This window comes from Inquilinus limosus MP06, assembly GCF_000767795.1.
GTDB lineage: Bacteria > Pseudomonadota > Alphaproteobacteria > DSM-16000 > Inquilinaceae > Inquilinus > Inquilinus limosus_E.
The window spans coordinates 1-16,011 of record NZ_JANX01000086.1 but is presented as its reverse complement, the minus strand read 5'-3'; the positions used below and the strand labels follow the sequence as shown (position 1 = coordinate 16,011).

Here is a 16,011-nt window from a genome sequence, read left to right as displayed (position 1 = left end):
AGCGCCTTCGGCGGCCGCCTACCGATCCTGGCGCGGCCTGCTGTTCGGGACACTTCCCCGACCGCTTCCGGCGGCGCCCGGGTGGCGGCCGGATCGCTGGCCGTCCAGGCGCTGGGCCTGCTGCTGCTGTGGGCGGCCGCGGTGCCGCAGGTGGCGCTGGCCGGCGCCTTCCTGACCGGGGCCGGCTTCTCCCTGGTCTTCCCGTCCTTCGGGGTCGAGGCGGTGAAGCGCGTGCCGGCGGCCAGCCGCGGCGCCGCGCTGGGGGCCTATGTCGCCTTCTTCGACATCGGCCTGGCCGCCACCGGCCCGGTGATCGGGCTGGTGGCGGCGCGGTTCGGCTACTCCGCCGCCTTCGCCGCGGGAGCGCTGTGCGCCGCCCTGGCCCTGCTGTCGACCCTACGCCGGGCGACGTCGTGACCGTCGCCGGCCCTCACAAGCGGCGTGGCCATCTCTGCGCTCCGTGAAGGAGCCGCAGGATGACCACGGTCTCGGATTCGATCCGATAGGCAATCACGTAGGGCGTGCCGACGACCACCAGTTCGCGCGTGCCCTCGCGTCGGCCAAGCCGGCCGATGTGCGGGTGTTCGACCAGACGCTCTACGGCTGCTTCGATGGCATCACCCATGTCGATCGCGGCCCAGAGATTTCTCTCGGCGACATAGGCCAGTTGGCTGGCCCGGTTTTTCTCCGCCACGGGCAGCCACTCGATCTTCACTCGGTCCGCTCACCGGCACGTTTCACCAATTCGGCCCGTTGCCGGCGCCATTTGGCGGAGACTTCCTCTTGCGGAATGCGCTTCACGCTGGGATCGTCGGCCTCCCGCATGGCCTGCTCGACCTCGGCGCGAAACCATTCGTCATGCTCGCGTGCCGCGCGCTGTTGCCGGACGAAGTCGCGCATGAATTCACGGATGATTTGGGACGCCGGCCGATCCGCAGCCGCAGCCTCGGCCATGAACTGCTCGCGCAGTTCCGGCTCCAGCTTGAGTGTGAACATCGCTTCTTTCGGCATCGAGGTCTCCTGGGTATCAACGCAGTATATACCATGTTGGTATTGCCTCGACGATATCCGGCACCTCTCAATACCCCCGCGACCGGTCGACCACGTCCTCCATCGGCTCGCCGCGCTCGAAGCGGGCGATCTGCTCGGCCAGGCGCTGGGTCGCGTACTTCGCGTTGTTGCTGGCGGCGATATGCGGCGTCAGCACCAGCTTCGGATGGGTCCAGAACGGGTGGCTCGCCGGCAGCGGCTCGGTCCGGAACACGTCCAGCACCGCGCCGGCCAGATGGCCGGAATCGAGCGCCGCGATCAGGTCGGCGTCGACCAGGTGATGGCCGCGCCCGGCGTTGACCACCCAGGCGCCGCGGGGCAGGGCGGCGAACAGGCGGCGGTCCAGGATGTCCTCGGTCTCCGCCGTCAGCGGCAGCAGGCAGACCAGGATCTCCGACCGCGCCAGGAAGGCGTCCAGCTGCGCGGCACCGGCGAAGCCCTCGACCCCGGCCACCGCCTTGGGCGTGCGGCTCCAGCCCGCGACCCGGAAGTTCAGCGCCGTCAGCGCCCGCGCCGCGGCGGCGCCCAGCGTGCCGAGGCCGAGGATGCCGACGGTGGTGTCGCGGGCCAGCCGCTGGTCGTGCTGCACCCATGTCCCCGCCGCCTGCTGGGCGCGATAGGTCCGCGCCTGGCGGTGGATCGCCAGCACCTGCTCGGCCACGTACTCGACCATGCCCTCGCTCAGGCTGAGGTCGACCATGCGCACCAGCGGCACCTCGGCCGGCAGGGTCGGGTCGCGCAGCATCGCGTCGATGCCGGCGCCGAGCGAATAGATCACCTTCAGGTTCGGCAGCGCCGTCAGCATCCCGGCCGGCGGCTTCCACACGATGGCGTAGTCGATCCCGGCCGGGTCGCCGATCTCCGGCCACACCCGCACCTCCAGCGCCGGGATCGCCTCGCGCAGCGCCGGCAGCCACTGGGCGGGATCATCGGTGGCCGAGGCGAAGACGGCGACGGGCATGGGGCGGTTCTCCAGGGATCAGCGGTCCGGCCGACGGTACGAAATCCCGGCCCGTCATGGCGAGCCCCGAAGGTAGGCGGCCGGGGTTTCGGAAGCCATGGGGCTGGTCTTCTCCCGGACAAAACTGCAATCTGAATTTGCTAAAATAAAAATATTAACAAAACAATAAGTGTATACCAAAGAATTTATCTGCGCTGATGACAAGCGGCCGGGGAAGGCCTATTTCCTCTCCATGGTCATTGTGCCGGGCGGGCCTCCCCGCCGCCCGGCCCGGCAAAGGGGAAGAGGCCATGCCCGACACCGCCCTCGCGCGGAAGGCTGACGCCGCCGGCTCATTCGCGTTCGACCGGAACGCGGAGGTGTTCGCGCTGATGCGCGATTCCGCCGCCATCCTGGCGCGGCAGGAAGCGATCCTGGCGCCCGTGGTCGAACGCATCGTGCTCGGCGCCGCCGATTTCAGCGATGCGCTCGCCCGCCTGCTGGCGACCAAGCTGGAATGCGACACCGCGTGCCATGACCGGCTGCTGGCGCTGGCGGCGGAGGCGATGCGCGCCGACCCCACGATCGCCGGCCATGCGGTGCTGGACCTCGACGCCATCAAGGACCGCGACCCGGCGGCGCGCGACCACCTGACGCCGTTCCTGTTCTTCAAGGGCTTCCACGCGCTGCAGTGGCATCGTATCGGCCACTGGCTGTACGGCGAGGGCCGCGCCGCGCTGGCCCATTTCCTGCAGAGCCGGGTGTCGGAAAGCCTCGCGGTCGACATCCATCCGGCCGCCCGGATCGGCTGGGGCCTGCTGATCGACCACGGCACCGGCGTCGTCATCGGCGAGACCGCGGTGGTCGGCAACGACGTCTCGATCCTGCACGGCGTCACCCTCGGCGGCACCGGCAAGGTCGGCGGCGACCGCCACCCGAAGGTGCGCGACGGCGTGCTGATCGGCGCCGGCGCCAAGATCCTCGGCAATATCGAGATCGGCGAGGGCGCCAAGATCGGCGCCGGCAGCGTGGTCCTGGCCGATGTGCCGCCGCACCGGACGGCGGTGGGTGTCCCCGCCCGCATCGTCGGCTCGTGTTCGGAGCCGCTGCCGGCCCTCACCATGGACCACTCGATCCCGGTCCCCCCGGGCATCGATTTCGTGATCTGAGATCGTCGGGTTAGGCTCCCCTCCGCAGGCAGCGGAGGGGCCGCCATGACCGACAGCTTCGGCAGGGCCCGGCGCTGGCACGAGCGGTCTCGGCTACGCCCCGGTGACCCAGTCGAACAGCAGCTTGACGTTCAGCACGATGATCACCGCCGAGACCAGCCAGGCGGTCCATTTCATCCAGGTGGGGTTGGCGAAGGCGCCCATCTTGGCCTTGTCGCTGGTGAAGGCGACCAGCGGCACCACGGCGAAGGGCAGCTGCAGGCTCAGCACCACCTGGCTCAGCACCAGAAGCTGGGCGGTGCCGCTCTCGCCATACATCGCGGTGACGATCACCGTCGGCACGATGGCGATGCCGCGGGTGATCAGCCGCCGCAGCCAGGGCTTCAGCCGGATCGACAGGAAGCCTTCCATCACGATCTGCCCGGCCAGCGTCGCCGTGAGGGTCGAGTTCTGGCCCGAGGCCAGCAGCGCCACCGCGAACAGGGTGCTGGCGATGCCGACGCCCAGCATCGGCGCCAGCAGCTGGTAGGCGTCCTGGATCTCGGCCACGTCGGTGCGGCCGGCGGTGTGGAAGGCGGCGGCGGCCAGGATCAGGATCGCGGCGTTGATGAACAGGGCGAACATCAGCGCCACGGTCGAATCGATGGTGGCGAAGCGGATCGCCTCGCGCCTGCCGGTCTCCGTCTTCTCGAAGGCGCGGGTCTGCACGATCGAGGAATGCAGGTAGAGGTTATGCGGCATCACCGTCGCGCCGATGATGCCGATGGCGATGTACAGCATCTCCGGGTTGGTCACGATCTGGGTCGAGGGGATGAAGCCGGCGGCGATCTCGGCGATCGCCGGCTGGGCCAGGATCAGCTCGACCAGGAAGCAGCCGCCGATCACCAGCATCAGGCCGATGATGAACGCCTCCAGGTGCCGGAAGCCGCGGTGCTGCAGGTACAGCACCACCATGACATCCAGCGCGGTCAGCACCACGCCCCACAGCAGCGGGATGCCGAACAAGAGCTGCAGCGCGATCGCGGTGCCGATCACCTCGGCCAGGTCGCAGGCGACGATCGCCACCTCGCACAGGAACCAGAGCGCGATGGCGACCGGCTTCGGATAGTGGTCGCGGCAGGCCTGGGCCAGGTCGCGCCCGGTGACGATGCCCAGCTTGGCCGACAGCGCCTGCAGCAGGATCGCCATCACATTCGACAACAGGATGACCGAGAGCAGCGTGTAGCCGAAGGCCGAGCCGCCGGCCAGGTCGGTCGCCCAGTTGCCCGGGTCCATGTAGCCGACGGCGACGAGATAGCCCGGGCCGACGAAGGCGAACAGCTTGCGCAGCCAGCCCACGCCCCGCGGCACGGCGATGGTGCGGTGCACCTCCGGCAGGCTCGGCGCCGCGGGCGCGTTGCGCCAGCCCGAGCCGGCGGCGCTGCCCTGGGGGGCGATCTCATGGGCAGCAATATCGCTTCTCATCATGCGCTCGTTCATCCCCGCTGCCTGGCAGCGGCCGAAGGTGTTTGCCGATTCGCTTCTCCCCGTCCTGTATAATGTAGCCACGGCTAAATTCTTGGCAAGCGTCATCACCTTGTCATTTTCCGATCTGCCGGTATGATGCGCCGCAACCGCGCCGGCCTTATGGGACCGCAGCACCGCGGTCCCACCTCATCAATGGCGCCGGGAGGTTTCCGGCTCCGAAGGACAGACGAGATGACCGAACAGGATCGCCCGACGGACACCGGGCTGCAGGCCGCGGGGTTCAGCCGGGTGCGCCAGGCGCGGCAGTCCGAGACGGCCGAGGATTATGTCGAGATGATCGCCGAGCTGATCGACAGCCAGGGCGAGGCCCGGATCGTCGAGCTGGCGGAGCGATTCGGCGTGGCCCATGCCACGGTGAACAAGACCATCGCCCGGCTGCAGCGCGAGGGGCTGGTCAGCGCCCGGCCGTACCGCTCGATCTTCCTGACCGATGCCGGGCGCGAGATGGCCGATGCCTGCCGCCGACGCCACCGCATCGTGGTCGAGTTCCTGAAGTCGATCGGGGTCAGCGCCGAGGTGGCGGAGATCGATGCCGAGGGCATCGAGCACCATGTGAGCGCCGAGACCCTGGCCGCCTTCGAGCGGCTGGTGACGATGAAGGCCTGACCGCGCATCCTGCGCCTGACCGGCGCTTTCCGCCTCCCCCGTTCGGATGACGCGCCGCCCCGCCGGATGTGATGGCATGTATCCGCCCGCCACCATGGGCCGGGCCGGACACAGGGATCACGGAGGGGGGAATGGCGACTCAGATCTTCGCGGGGAACACGGTCAGCTCTGGCATCCCGGCCAATCTGGGCAGCACGGACGACGTCTTCGTCTCCGACGGCGCGACGCTCGGATCGACCGACGCCTACGCCATCTACGGGACCGGCTACCACCGGGCGATCATCCGCGGCACTGTCTTCGGCGATCGTGCCGGCATCGAGCTGAGCGGCGGCAGCGTCAGCCTCACCGCGGATGCCTATGTCGGCGGCAGCTATGGCATATCGCTGGGCGACCGGTCCTCGGTCGTCAATCACGGCACGATCTGGGGCGACCTGGTCGGCGTGCAGATCGGCGGCGCTCCGTTCAGCCCTGATCCGACCCTCGACGGATGGTCGATCGAGAACACCGGCCTGATCGAGTGCTCCGGCCTCGCGGGCATTCGCCGGATCGACGATTCGACCCTGACGATCAAGGTCAAGAACAGCGGCGTGATCACCGGCCTCACCGCTTATCAGGGGGATACGGGCGACGGCATCGACATCATCGTCAACACCGGAATCATGGAGGGCGGCGTTCTGCTCGGTGTCGGCAACGACTATTACGACGGCCGGCTGGGGAGGCTCGACGGGACCGTCTCCGGCGATGCCGGGGACGATACCCTGCTCTGCGGCGCCGGGGACAATGGTCTCGACGGTGGCGCGGGGATCGACGTCATGCAGGGCGGAGCCGGCAACGACACCTACGGCGTCGACAGCGCCCTGGACACGGTCGACGAGAGCATCGCCGGATCCGGCGGCACCGACACGGTGATCTCCTATATCAGCTACAGCCTGGTCGCCTCCGCCCATCTGCGCGGCTCGATCGAGAATCTCCAGCTCGGGCCGGGAAACCTCAACGGCACGGGCAATGCGCTCGCCAACCAGCTGGTCGGCAATGTCGGGAACAACATCCTGGACGGTGGCGCCGGCGCGGACACGATGATCGGCTTCAAGGGCAACGACACCTATGTCGTCGACAACTCCGGGGATGTGGTGGACGAGAGCTTCGCCGGCTCGGACGGCGTCGACACGGTGCGGTCCTCGATCAGCTTCAGCCTGGCGAACACCACGGCCGTGCACGGCGCCGTGGAGAACCTGACGCTGCTCGGCAGCGCCAATCTCAGCGGCACCGGCAACGCCCTGGCCAACCAGCTGGTCGGCAACAGCGGCGCCAACACGCTCAGCGGCCTGGCCGGCAACGACCAGCTCCATAGCGGCGCCGGGGCCGACCGGCTGGACGGCGGCGACGGCAACGACGTGCTCCGCGGCAATGCCGGCGCCGATGCGCTGGTCGGCGGGGCCGGCACCGACACGGCCAGCTATTACGACAGCACGGTCGGGGTCTCGGTCAGCCTCGTCGCCGGCACCGGCAGCGGCGGCGACGCCCAGGGCGACACGCTGAGCGGGATCGAGAACCTCTCCGGCAGCCAGGGGAATGACAGCCTGGTCGGCGACAGCGGCGCCAATGTCCTGGTGGGCGGCGGCGGCAACGACGTCCTGGTCGGGGCAGGGGGCGCCGACGCGCTGACCGGCGACGCCGGTGCCGACCGCTTCGTCTATGGCAGCGCGGCGCAGAGCCCGACGGGCGCCGGCGGCGACCGGATCACCGATTTCAGCCATGCCCAGGGTGACCGCATCGATCTGGCGGCGATCGACGCCAACGTCACGGTGGCAGGCGACCAGGCCTTCAGCTTCATCGGCACCGGCCTCTACACCGGCGTCGCCGGCCAGCTGCGCTACGCCGTCAGCGGCGGGGTCACCACCATCGCCGGCGACCTCAACGGCGACCGGACCTCCGACTTCGCCATCACGCTGACCGGTGCGATCAGCCTGCAGGCGGCGGATTTCGTGCTGTAGCGGCTCATACCAGCGAACCAATCATCGGACTCTTCACGACCTGGTCATCCCGGGCGCGGCGCAGCACGGAGTGATGCGCCGCAGAACCGGGATCTCTTCGACGGTGGGCCGAGATCCCGTGTCTGCACCGCAGCACTTCGTGCCGCGGTGCAGACACGGGATGACGATCAATTCGGAGACTCGCAGGTATCAGGCGGCCTTGCGCGCCTCGATATAGTCGACCGACTGCATCTCCATCAGCCGGCTCTCGGTGCGCGCGAATTCCAGCGCCTGGCTGTCGCCGGCATAGAGCTGGGTGACCGGCACCTCGGCCGCGATCACCACCCGGCGGCGGGCCTCGTACAGGCTGTCGATCAGCACGATGAAGCGCTTCATCTCGTGCCGCTTGGCCTCGGTGAAGCGCGGCACGCCCTCGATGATCACGGTGTGGAACGCGTCGGCCAGGGTCAGGTAGTCGGCGGCGCCCAGCGGCCGGGCGCACAGCGCGTCGAAATCGCACCAGGCCACGCCCTTCGCCGCGCGCGGCACCTCCAGCGTGCGATTGCCGGGGACGGGCAGGGTGGCCGGCGCGCCCTCGGCGCCGTCGGTCAGGTCGGCGAACAGCTCGGCCAGCGCCTTGTGCGCCATGCCGCCCAGCGGCGAATGGTACACCGGCCGGCCGCGCAGCCGGTCCAGGCGATAGTCCCGGCCGCCGTCCAGCTCCACAACCTCCAGCTTCTTCTTGATCATGGCGATGAAGGGCAGGAAACGGTCGCGCTGCAGCCCGTCCTTGTACAGCTCGTCCGGCGGCCAGTTCGAGGTCGCGACCACGATCACGCCGAGGCCGAACAGCGCCTGGAACAGCCGGCCCAGGATCATGGCGTCGGCGATGTCGACGACATGGAACTCGTCGAAGCACAGAAGCCAGGCCTCGGCGGCGATGCGGCGGGCCAGCGGCGGGATCGGGTCGGCTGTCTCGCCCTCGGCGGCGGCGCCGGACTGGCGCCATTCATGGATGCGTTGATGCACCTCGAGCATGAAGGCGTTGAAATGCACCCGGCGCTTCTTCGGCACCGGCGTGGTGTCGAAGAACAGGTCCATCAGCATGGACTTGCCGCGGCCGACGCCGCCCCAGAAATACAGGCCGCGCGGCGGGTCGGTCGCCGGCGCCTTCTTCCGGCCGAAGCCCAGCCGGGCCAGCAGGCCGTTGCCGTTGCTCTCGGGTTCGGGCGGGGTATAGCTGCGCAGCTGCCGGTGCAGCCGCTGCAGCTTTTCGACCGCGGCCGCCTGTGCCGGGTCGGCCCGCAGGGCGCCCTCGGCGATCCGGCGGCGGTAGAGGGCAAGCGGCTCGTCGTCTTGCGCTGCAACATCGGGCATGGCGAGGGTGCTTACCGCAAGCCCCGGCGAAATGCCAGACAAGGCGGCGCATCCCTGGGGTGAACCGACGGCGCGTCAGGCAGGGGTAGGATGGGTTCACGGCCGCGAACCCATCCTCGTCTACAGTGGTTCCCCTGTGCGCCTATTTAGCTTCGGGCCAGTCAAAAGCCGCCACCGCATGCTTGATATACTCAACCGCCGCATTCAAACGGCTTTCATCCGCACAACCTTTGCGAATCGATTCTGCCCAATTTGGATTGTTAGTCGACCAGTTTCTGAATCTTTCATAGTCAAATCCTGGCAATGTTGTGAGATAGTTGTTGGAAATTTTAGCCGGAGTTCTAGTCGAAATATATCGATAGTTTTCTGGATAAAGTATTTTGCACGCAGCCATTATTTCTGCAAAGGCCTTCAAATTATGCTCTTTAGCTTGTTGTTTTAATAAACCTAAAAATGCTTCCGAGGGTGAAGTGTATCTGGGAGTACTATTTACTATCATTATTTCGAAAAGCTTACGCAACTCTTCCGTGTTCATTCGTATCTCCGAGATTTTTTAATCTTGAGTAAAATAACGCAGCGCCTGCATCACGTCCTCGCGATCCAGATAGGGATAGTCGGCGAGGATCTCGTCGATGCTGTGGACGGCGCGATCTGGCCGACGATCATGCCTACAGTGACTCGCATCCCGCGAATGCAGGCCCTTCCACCCATCACCTCGGGCTGTTGGGTAATGCGGTCCAACTGCCCCATAGAGCTCCCCATCTCGTCCGCCCAAAGTTAACATGGCTGGTCGGTCGCTGCGAGTGAGCCGGCGGCGTGTCAGACCGCGCGCAGGTCCAGCTGCAGCCGGCGCTCGATCAGGGCGAAGCCGGCGCGCTCATAGACCCGGCAGGCGGCCGGGTTCAGGTCGTTGGTGGCCAGCAGGGCCGCGGTGACGCCCTCGGCCCGCAGCGCCGCCAGCATGCCGTCGACCACCCGCGCGGCCAGACCCTCGCCGCGGCGGGCGGGGTCGACCAGGAAGTTGCCGATCATCGCCCGGTTGCCGGCGCGGGCGAGGACGCCGCCGGCCGCGACCGGGCGCCCGTCCTCGATGATGGAGACGAAGGGCAGGTCGAGCATCCAGGCGGAGAACACGGTGGCCGGATAATGCGCGGCGTAGAAGCGGCGCAGCGGCTCCAGATCCGCAGGCCCCATCCGCCGGCAGGCGGGATCCGGCTGCGGGATCTCTGCGAGCGGCCGGGCGTAGAAGCGCAGCCCGTCCTCCCGCGTCAGCCGGCCGCCGCAGGCGGGGCGCAGCCGGCCGGCCTGCTCCGGCGTCAGGTGCAGCTCCAGCGGCCGCGGATCGGCGGTGAGGGAGAGGAGGGCGGCGTCGCCGACGGCGCCGACCGGGGTGTAGATCGACAGCCGGTCGAAATCGATGCCCAGGATGGCGCCTTCCGGCTCCAGCCGGACCGACCGGCTGCGGTCGCCGGCGGCCGCGGCGTCGAGCGCCGCGTCCCAGTACAGCGCGAAGACCGGGTGCCCGGCCACCAGGGCGCCGACCCGCGCCCGTTCGGCGCGGGACAGGCCGGCGACCGGGCGGAAGCCGGTCACACCACCCGGATGTTCTTGAACTGCCACGGGTCCGCGGGGTCGATGTCCTCGGCGAACAGCTCGCCGCGGCCCTGCAGCGGGGTCCAGTCGGTGAAGGCGCCGGCCAGCTCGCCGAGATAGGGCGCCGCCACCTGCAGCACCCGCTCATGGTCCATCTCCTCGGGCTCGACCAGCCCGCGATCCGGATTCTCGATCGCCCAGACCAGCCCGCCCAGCACCGCCGCCGTGACCTGCAGGCTGGTGGCGTTGTTGTGCGGCGCCAGCTCGCGCGCCTCGCCGATGGTCAGGCGCGAGCCGTACCAGTAGGCGCCCTTGGCGTGGCCGGCCAGCAGCACGCCCAGCTCGTCCATGCCCTCGGTGATCTCGTCCATCATCAGCCGCTTGTTCGGCTGCAGCTCGTAGTTGCGGCCGGCGAACTCATGCACCGACAGCACCGCGTCGTCGGACGGGTGGTAGGCGTAGTGCACGGTCGGCCGGTACTCCGGCTGCGCGCCGGAGCCGACGGTCAGGTAGTCGGCCAGCGAGATCGCCTCGTTATGGGTGATCAGGAAGCCGTGGATCGGCCCGGCCAGCGGGGTCCAGGTGCGCACCCGCGTGGCGGCGCCGGGGCGGGCCAGCCAGATCGCCGCCTGCGACCCGGCGGCATGGCGGTGGCCGTCGGCCGGGAAGTGGCGCTCATGGCTGCCCCAGCCCAGCTCGGCCGGCTGGCAGCCCTCGCCGACGAAGCCGTCGATCGACCAGGTGTTGACGAACTCCCCCGGCCTCTTCGGGAAGCGGGCGACCTGGGTGTCGCGCTCCGCGACATGGATCACCTTGACGCCCAGCGTCTTCGCCAGGCCGGCCCAGCCGGCGCGGTCGGCCGGCACCGGCGGCTCGTAGCCGGTTGCGGCGGCGATGTTCAGCAGGGCGCGCTTGGTGAAATGCGACACCAGGCCGGGGTTGGCGCCGTGGGTCAGCACCGCGGTCGGCGCGCCCGGGTTGCGGCCCAGCGCCAGCGCGGCCTCGCGCAGCGCGTAGTTCGACCGGTCGGCCGGGCCGAGATTCGGGTCGGTGTAGCCGCCCAGCCAGGGCTCGATGCAGGTGTCGATGTAGAGCGCCCCGCGCTCCCGCGCCAGCTCGATCAGCGCCACCGAGGAGACGTCGACCGAGAGGTTCACCAGGGCATCGCCCGGGCCGAGCAGCGGTTCGAGAAGCGTCCGATAATTGCTGCGCGTGACCGGTTCATGGATGAAGCGGACGCCGTAGAGCTCCGCCTCCTTCTGGCCTCTCGTCTCGGCCGTCACGATGGTGACGCGGTCGGAGGTCAGGGTCAGGTGCCGCAGCAGCAGCGGCAGCACGCCCTGGCCGATCGAGCCGAAACCGACCATGAGAATGCGGCCGGTGAAGGGTGTGCGCGCAGATTGGGTCATTTACAGGGACACTCCTCGAGTGTGTTGCGTGCAGGATCGCTCCGTCAGGTGGGCAGATCGTCGGTAGAATGGGCGTAGATAAGAAAAAAGCGCCGGGGTCACCAGCGCTTTTTTGTGACGTTTATGACAGCGCTGCTTGGATCAGCCGGCCCGCTCCAGCATCAGCTTCTTGATCTCGCCGATCGCCTTCGCCGGATTCAGCCCCTTCGGGCAGGTCTTGGTGCAGTTCATGATGGTGTGGCAGCGATAGAGGCGGAACGGGTCCTCCAGCGCGTCCAGCCGCTCGCCGGTCATCTCGTCCCGGCTGTCTGCGATCCAGCGATAGGCCTGCAGCAGCACCGCGGGGCCGAGATACTTGTCGCCGTTCCACCAGTAGCTCGGGCAGCTGGTGGAGCAGCAGAAGCACAGGATGCACTCGTAGAGGCCGTCCAGCTTCTCGCGCTCCTCCGGGCTCTGCCGGCGCTCGCGGTCGGGCGGCGGCGGGCTCTCGGACTGCAGCCAGGGCTTGATCGACGCGTATTGCGCGTAGATGTGGGTCAGCTCCGGCACCAGGTCCTTCACCACCGGCATGTGCGGCAGCGGGTAGATCTTGACGTCGCCCTGCACCTCCTCGATCGGCTTGAGGCAGGCCAGCGTGTTGGTGCCGTCGATGTTCATCGCGCAGGACCCGCAGATGCCCTCGCGGCAGGAGCGCCGGAAGGTCAGGGTCGAGTCGATGTCGTTCTTGATGTGGATGATCGCGTCCAGGACCATCGGCCCGCAGCGCGCGAGGTCGATCTCATAGGTGTCCAGGCGCGGGTTCTCGCCCGTGTCCGGGTCCCAGCGGTAGATCTTGAAGGTCCGCGGCTTCTTGATCTCGCCGGAGACGCGGATGGTCTTGCCGGGCTGGACCTTGGAATTGCGGGGCAGGGTGAATTCGGCCATGGCGTCCTCAGTACACCCGCGCCTTCGGCGGGAAGCTCTGGACCTCGTTGGTCATCGGCTGGAGATGGACCGGGCGGTAGTCGATGCGGGTCTTCCCGGCCTCGTCGATCCAGGCGACGCTGTGCTTCATCCAGTCCACGTCGTTGCGGTCCGGGAAGTCCTCGCGGGCATGGGCGCCGCGGCTCTCCTCGCGGACGACGCCGGAGCGGATGGTGGTCACGGCGTTGATCATCAGGTTCTCGAGCTCCAGCGTCTCCACCAGGTCCGAGTTCCAGATCAGCGACTTGTCGGCGACGCCCAGGCCCTTCTGCTTGTCCCAGGTGGCGTCCATCTTCTCGCAGCCCTCGGCCATGGTCTGGCCGGTGCGGAACACGGCGGCGTCGTTCTGCATCGTCCGCTGCATCTCCAGCCGCAGGTCGGCGGTGCGCACCTCCTGCCTGGCGTGGCGCACGCGGTCCAGCCGGCTCAGCGCGAACTGGCCGGCATCGGCCGGCACCGGCTTGTGCGTCTGGCCGGGCTTGATCAGCTCGGCGCAGCGGATGGCGGCGGCACGGCCGAACACCACGAGGTCGAGCAGCGAGTTCGACCCCAGGCGGTTGGCGCCGTGCACCGAGACGCAGGCGGCCTCGCCGATCGCCATCAGCCCCGGCACGACGCGGTTCGGGTCCTCGGCGGTCGGGTTGACCACCTCGCAATGCACGTTGGTGGGCACGCCGCCCATGTTGTAGTGCACCGTCGGCAGGACCGGGATCGGCTCCTTCGTCACGTCGACGCCGGCGAAGATCTTGGCGCTCTCGGCGATGCCGGGCAGGCGGTGGTGGATGATGTCGGCGTCGAGATGCTCGACATGCAGGTGGATGTGGTCCTTGTTCGGGCCGACGCCGCGGCCCTCGCGGATCTCGATCGTCATCGACCGGCTGACCACGTCGCGCGACGCCAGGTCCTTGGCCGAGGGGGCGTAGCGCTCCATGAAGCGCTCGCCTTCGCTGTTGGTCAGGTACCCGCCCTCGCCGCGCACGCCCTCGGTGATCAGGCAGCCGGCGCCGTAGATGCCGGTCGGGTGGAACTGCACGAACTCCATGTCCTGCAGCGGCAGGCCGGCGCGGGCCACCATGCCGCCGCCGTCGCCGGTGCAGGTGTGGGCCGAGGTGCAGGAGAAGTAGGCCCGGCCGTAGCCGCCGGTCGCCAGCACCGTCTGGTGGCCGAAGAAGCGGTGGATCGTGCCGTCGTCCAGGTTCCAGGCGACCACGCCGCGGCAGGCGCCTTCCTCGTCCATGATCAGGTCGATGGCGAAGTACTCGACGAAGAACTCCGCCTCGTGCTTCAGCGCCTGCTGGTACAGCGTGTGCAGCATGGCGTGGCCGGTGCGGTCGGCCGCGGCGCAGGTGCGGTAGGCGCGGCCCTTGCCGTATTCGGTGGTCATGCCGCCGAAGGCGCGCTGGTAGATCTTGCCCTCCTCCGTGCGGCTGAAGGGCATGCCGTAATGCTCGAGCTCGATGATCGCCGGGATCGCCTCGCGGCACATGTACTCGATCGCGTCCTGGTCGCCGAGCCAGTCGGAGCCCTTGACGGTGTCGTACATGTGCCAGCGCCAGTCGTCCGGCCCCATGTTGCCGAGCGCGGCGGAGACGCCGCCCTGAGCAGCGACGGTGTGGCTGCGGGTCGGGAAGACCTTGGTGATGCAGGCGGTCTTCAGCCCCTTCTCGGCCATGCCGAAGGTGGCGCGCAGGCCGGCGCCGCCGCCACCCACCACGACGACGTCGTGGAAGTGATCGATGAAGGTGTAGGAGGCGGGCATCGGGTTATCCCAGCATGGCGATCTTGAGGACGGAGACGGTCATCGCCGCCCCCAGGAACAGGGCCACGCCCTTGGTCGCCAGGTCGGCGACCAGCTTGCTGTGGTGGCCGTGGACGTAGTCCTCATAGACCTCGGTCAGGCCGTTGGCCGCGTGGTGCAGGCCGATGGCGATGAACAGGATGAACAGCGCGGCGTTGACCGGATGGCCCAGCCAGGCCCGGATCTCCGGCAGCGGCGAGCCGAGATGGGCGATCACCGAGATCACGAACCAGATCGTCAGCGGGATCAGCGCCAGCGCGGTGACGCGCAGGCCGCGCCAATGGGCGAAGCCGGACTTGGCGGAGCCGAGGCCGCGGGCATGGGCCAGCGGGGTGCGGAGGGAGGCGTTCTTGCTGCTCATCACCACACCACCAGGCCGATGATCCAGGCCAGCACGGTCAGCACCGCGGTGCCGATCAGCACGGCGTAGCCGGTCTTGTGCATGGTCGGCAGGTCGTAGCCCCAGCCGGCGTCCCAGGCCAGGTGCCGGATGCCGGCGCAGAGATGGTAGAACAGCGACGCCGTCCAGCCGAACAGCATCAAGAGGCCGAGCCAGGAGCCGATGAACCACTGCGCCGCCGCGAAGGCCTCGGGGCCGGCGGCCGCCGCGATCACCCACCAGGCCAGCAGCAGGGTGCCGACGGACAGGGCGATGCCGGTGCCGCGATGGAAGATCGAGAGCGCGCTCGAGATCTGCGGACGATAGATCTGCAGGTGGGGCGAGAGAGGCCTCGGCCGTTTCTGAGGAACTGCCTCGGAGGCGGACATGCGGATTTTCTCCGATGCGCAAATGGGCATCAGGCGCGGGCGCGGCCTGTCGCGATCGAGCCTGAACGGGTCGTGAGTGACTTACGCGCCGCACTGCAGCAAGTCAACGAACAGGCCAATAGTTTCAAGCAGATGAGAGCCATTCGCAACTAGAGTGGAGCGGGCGCGATCGCTACGCGCCGCCGCGCTCGGCGATGGCGCGGTGCAGGGCCAATACCCGCTCCGCATCGCTGACATGCAGCGCCTCGACCAGCCTTCCGTCGACCACGGTGACGCCCTGGCCGGCCTGCACGGCCGCGGCATGGGCGGCGATCACCCGCAGCGCGGTCTCCACCGTCTCGGCCGAGGGGGCGAAGGCGGCGTTGGCGGCGGCGATGGTCTTCGGGTGGATCAGCGACTTGCCGTCGAAGCCCAGCGCCGCCCCCTGGCGGCACGATTCGGCGAAGCCGGCCTCGTCCTCCAGGTCGAGATGGACGCCGTCGATCACGGCGAGGCCATGGGCGCGGCCGGCCAGCAGGCACAGCCCCAGCGCGGTCAGCAGCGGCTGCCGCCCCGGCTCATGCGCCGCCCGCAGGTCCTTGGCCAGGTCCGAGGTGCCGAGGATCAGCCCGGCCAGGCGGGCCGAGGACCCGGCGACCGCGGCGGCGTTCAGCACGCCGAGCGGCGTCTCGACCATGCACCAGATCTGCAGACTGTCCGGGGCGCCGGCCTGGCGCAGCGCCGCCTCGGCCGCCTTCACCGTCTCCGGCCGCTCGACCTTGGACAGGACGATGCCGTCGGCGCCGCTGCCGGCCAGGGCCGCCAGATCGTCGGCGCCCCAGGGCGTGTCGGCGGCATT

At 68.7% G+C, this 16,011-nt stretch carries 18 protein-coding genes and 1 pseudogene; 4 read left to right on the top strand and 15 right to left on the bottom strand.

Annotated features, from left to right (window positions below; all coding sequences use genetic code 11):
* The coding region (locus tag P409_RS09725) for an MFS transporter (protein ID WP_152613315.1) at positions 1 to 417 on the top strand (417 nt) is incomplete at its 5' end.
* A gap of 13 nt (positions 418 to 430) precedes the next feature.
* Here P409_RS09725 and P409_RS09720 read toward each other — a convergent pair.
* The 3 genes from P409_RS09720 to P409_RS09710 form a co-directional block, all read right to left on the bottom strand.
* Entirely contained in the window at positions 431 to 715 is a 285-nt protein-coding gene (locus P409_RS09720) for a type II toxin-antitoxin system RelE/ParE family toxin (RefSeq protein ID WP_034834828.1), read from the bottom strand.
* Positions 712 to 1,011, bottom strand: coding sequence for a hypothetical protein (locus P409_RS09715; protein ID WP_034834825.1), 300 nt, complete (start codon positions 1,009 to 1,011; stop codon positions 712 to 714). The genes P409_RS09720 and P409_RS09715 overlap by 4 nt, the downstream gene beginning before the upstream one ends.
* A gap of 67 nt (positions 1,012 to 1,078) precedes the next feature.
* Positions 1,079 to 2,011, bottom strand: coding sequence for a 2-hydroxyacid dehydrogenase (locus P409_RS09710; protein ID WP_034834823.1), 933 nt, complete (start codon positions 2,009 to 2,011; stop codon positions 1,079 to 1,081).
* A gap of 290 nt (positions 2,012 to 2,301) precedes the next feature.
* On the opposite strand from P409_RS09710, the gene cysE reads away from it, so the two are divergent.
* Positions 2,302 to 3,159, top strand: a complete 858-nt coding sequence (cysE, locus tag P409_RS09705) for a serine O-acetyltransferase (RefSeq protein WP_081991392.1) — start codon at positions 2,302 to 2,304, stop codon at positions 3,157 to 3,159.
* 93 nt (positions 3,160 to 3,252) lie between these two features.
* On the opposite strand, the gene P409_RS09700 is transcribed toward cysE, so the two are convergent.
* Positions 3,253 to 4,623, bottom strand: a complete 1,371-nt coding sequence (locus tag P409_RS09700) for an Nramp family divalent metal transporter (RefSeq protein ID WP_052120282.1) — start codon at positions 4,621 to 4,623, stop codon at positions 3,253 to 3,255.
* A gap of 234 nt (positions 4,624 to 4,857) precedes the next feature.
* Here P409_RS09700 and mntR point away from each other — a divergent pair, with 234 nt between their 5' ends.
* Both mntR and P409_RS09690 read left to right on the top strand, forming a co-directional pair.
* Positions 4,858 to 5,292: a manganese-binding transcriptional regulator MntR gene (mntR, locus tag P409_RS09695; RefSeq protein WP_034834819.1), complete on the top strand. Its 435-nt coding sequence runs from the start codon at positions 4,858 to 4,860 to the stop codon at positions 5,290 to 5,292.
* Between the two features lie 131 nt (positions 5,293 to 5,423).
* Entirely contained in the window at positions 5,424 to 7,286 is a 1,863-nt protein-coding gene (locus tag P409_RS09690) for a calcium-binding protein (RefSeq protein ID WP_052120279.1), read from the top strand.
* 189 nt (positions 7,287 to 7,475) lie between these two features.
* Here the strand turns inward: P409_RS09690 and zapE are convergent, their stop codons facing one another.
* The 11 genes and pseudogenes from zapE to P409_RS09650 all read right to left on the bottom strand — a co-directional run.
* Positions 7,476 to 8,642 (bottom strand): cell division protein ZapE, encoded by a 1,167-nt coding sequence (gene zapE, locus P409_RS09685; RefSeq protein ID WP_034834817.1) that lies wholly within the window; start codon positions 8,640 to 8,642, stop codon positions 7,476 to 7,478.
* 142 nt (positions 8,643 to 8,784) lie between these two features.
* On the bottom strand, positions 8,785 to 9,177 hold the full coding sequence (locus tag P409_RS37880; protein WP_152613313.1) for a hypothetical protein: 393 nt from the start codon (positions 9,175 to 9,177) through the stop codon (positions 8,785 to 8,787).
* A gap of 18 nt (positions 9,178 to 9,195) precedes the next feature.
* Positions 9,196 to 9,276, bottom strand: coding sequence for a DUF433 domain-containing protein (locus P409_RS41395; RefSeq protein WP_430515632.1), 81 nt, complete (start codon positions 9,274 to 9,276; stop codon positions 9,196 to 9,198).
* A gap of 23 nt (positions 9,277 to 9,299) precedes the next feature.
* Positions 9,300 to 9,392 (bottom strand): annotated as a pseudogene (locus tag P409_RS41530) (DUF433 domain-containing protein); the annotation flags it as partial.
* 69 nt (positions 9,393 to 9,461) lie between these two features.
* On the bottom strand, positions 9,462 to 10,235 hold the full coding sequence (locus P409_RS09680; protein ID WP_034834814.1) for a GNAT family N-acetyltransferase: 774 nt from the start codon (positions 10,233 to 10,235) through the stop codon (positions 9,462 to 9,464).
* The gene (locus P409_RS09675; protein WP_034834811.1) at positions 10,232 to 11,644 is read right to left on the bottom strand and encodes a homospermidine synthase; all 1,413 of its coding nucleotides are present in this window, start codon (positions 11,642 to 11,644) and stop codon (positions 10,232 to 10,234) included. Before P409_RS09675 ends, P409_RS09680 begins: the two co-directional genes overlap by 4 nt.
* A 141-nt stretch (positions 11,645 to 11,785) precedes the next feature.
* Positions 11,786 to 12,568 carry a succinate dehydrogenase iron-sulfur subunit gene (locus P409_RS09670; RefSeq protein WP_034834809.1) on the bottom strand — a complete coding sequence of 261 codons (783 nt, stop codon included), beginning with the start codon at positions 12,566 to 12,568 and terminating at the stop codon, positions 11,786 to 11,788.
* Between the two features lie 7 nt (positions 12,569 to 12,575).
* The gene (gene sdhA, locus P409_RS09665; RefSeq protein ID WP_034834806.1) at positions 12,576 to 14,366 is read right to left on the bottom strand and encodes a succinate dehydrogenase flavoprotein subunit; all 1,791 of its coding nucleotides are present in this window, start codon (positions 14,364 to 14,366) and stop codon (positions 12,576 to 12,578) included.
* Positions 14,367 to 14,370: 4 nt separating this feature from the next.
* Positions 14,371 to 14,766 carry a succinate dehydrogenase, hydrophobic membrane anchor protein gene (sdhD, locus tag P409_RS09660; protein WP_034834803.1) on the bottom strand — a complete coding sequence of 132 codons (396 nt, stop codon included), beginning with the start codon at positions 14,764 to 14,766 and terminating at the stop codon, positions 14,371 to 14,373.
* A complete protein-coding gene (gene sdhC / locus P409_RS09655; RefSeq protein WP_052120278.1) occupies positions 14,766 to 15,173 on the bottom strand; it encodes a succinate dehydrogenase, cytochrome b556 subunit in 408 nt (135 codons plus the stop codon). Before sdhC ends, sdhD begins: the two co-directional genes overlap by 1 nt.
* Before the next feature lie 172 nt (positions 15,174 to 15,345).
* Positions 15,346 to 16,011, bottom strand: a 666-nt coding sequence (locus P409_RS09650; RefSeq protein WP_034834800.1) for an HpcH/HpaI aldolase/citrate lyase family protein, incomplete at its 5' end; no start/stop codon positions are given.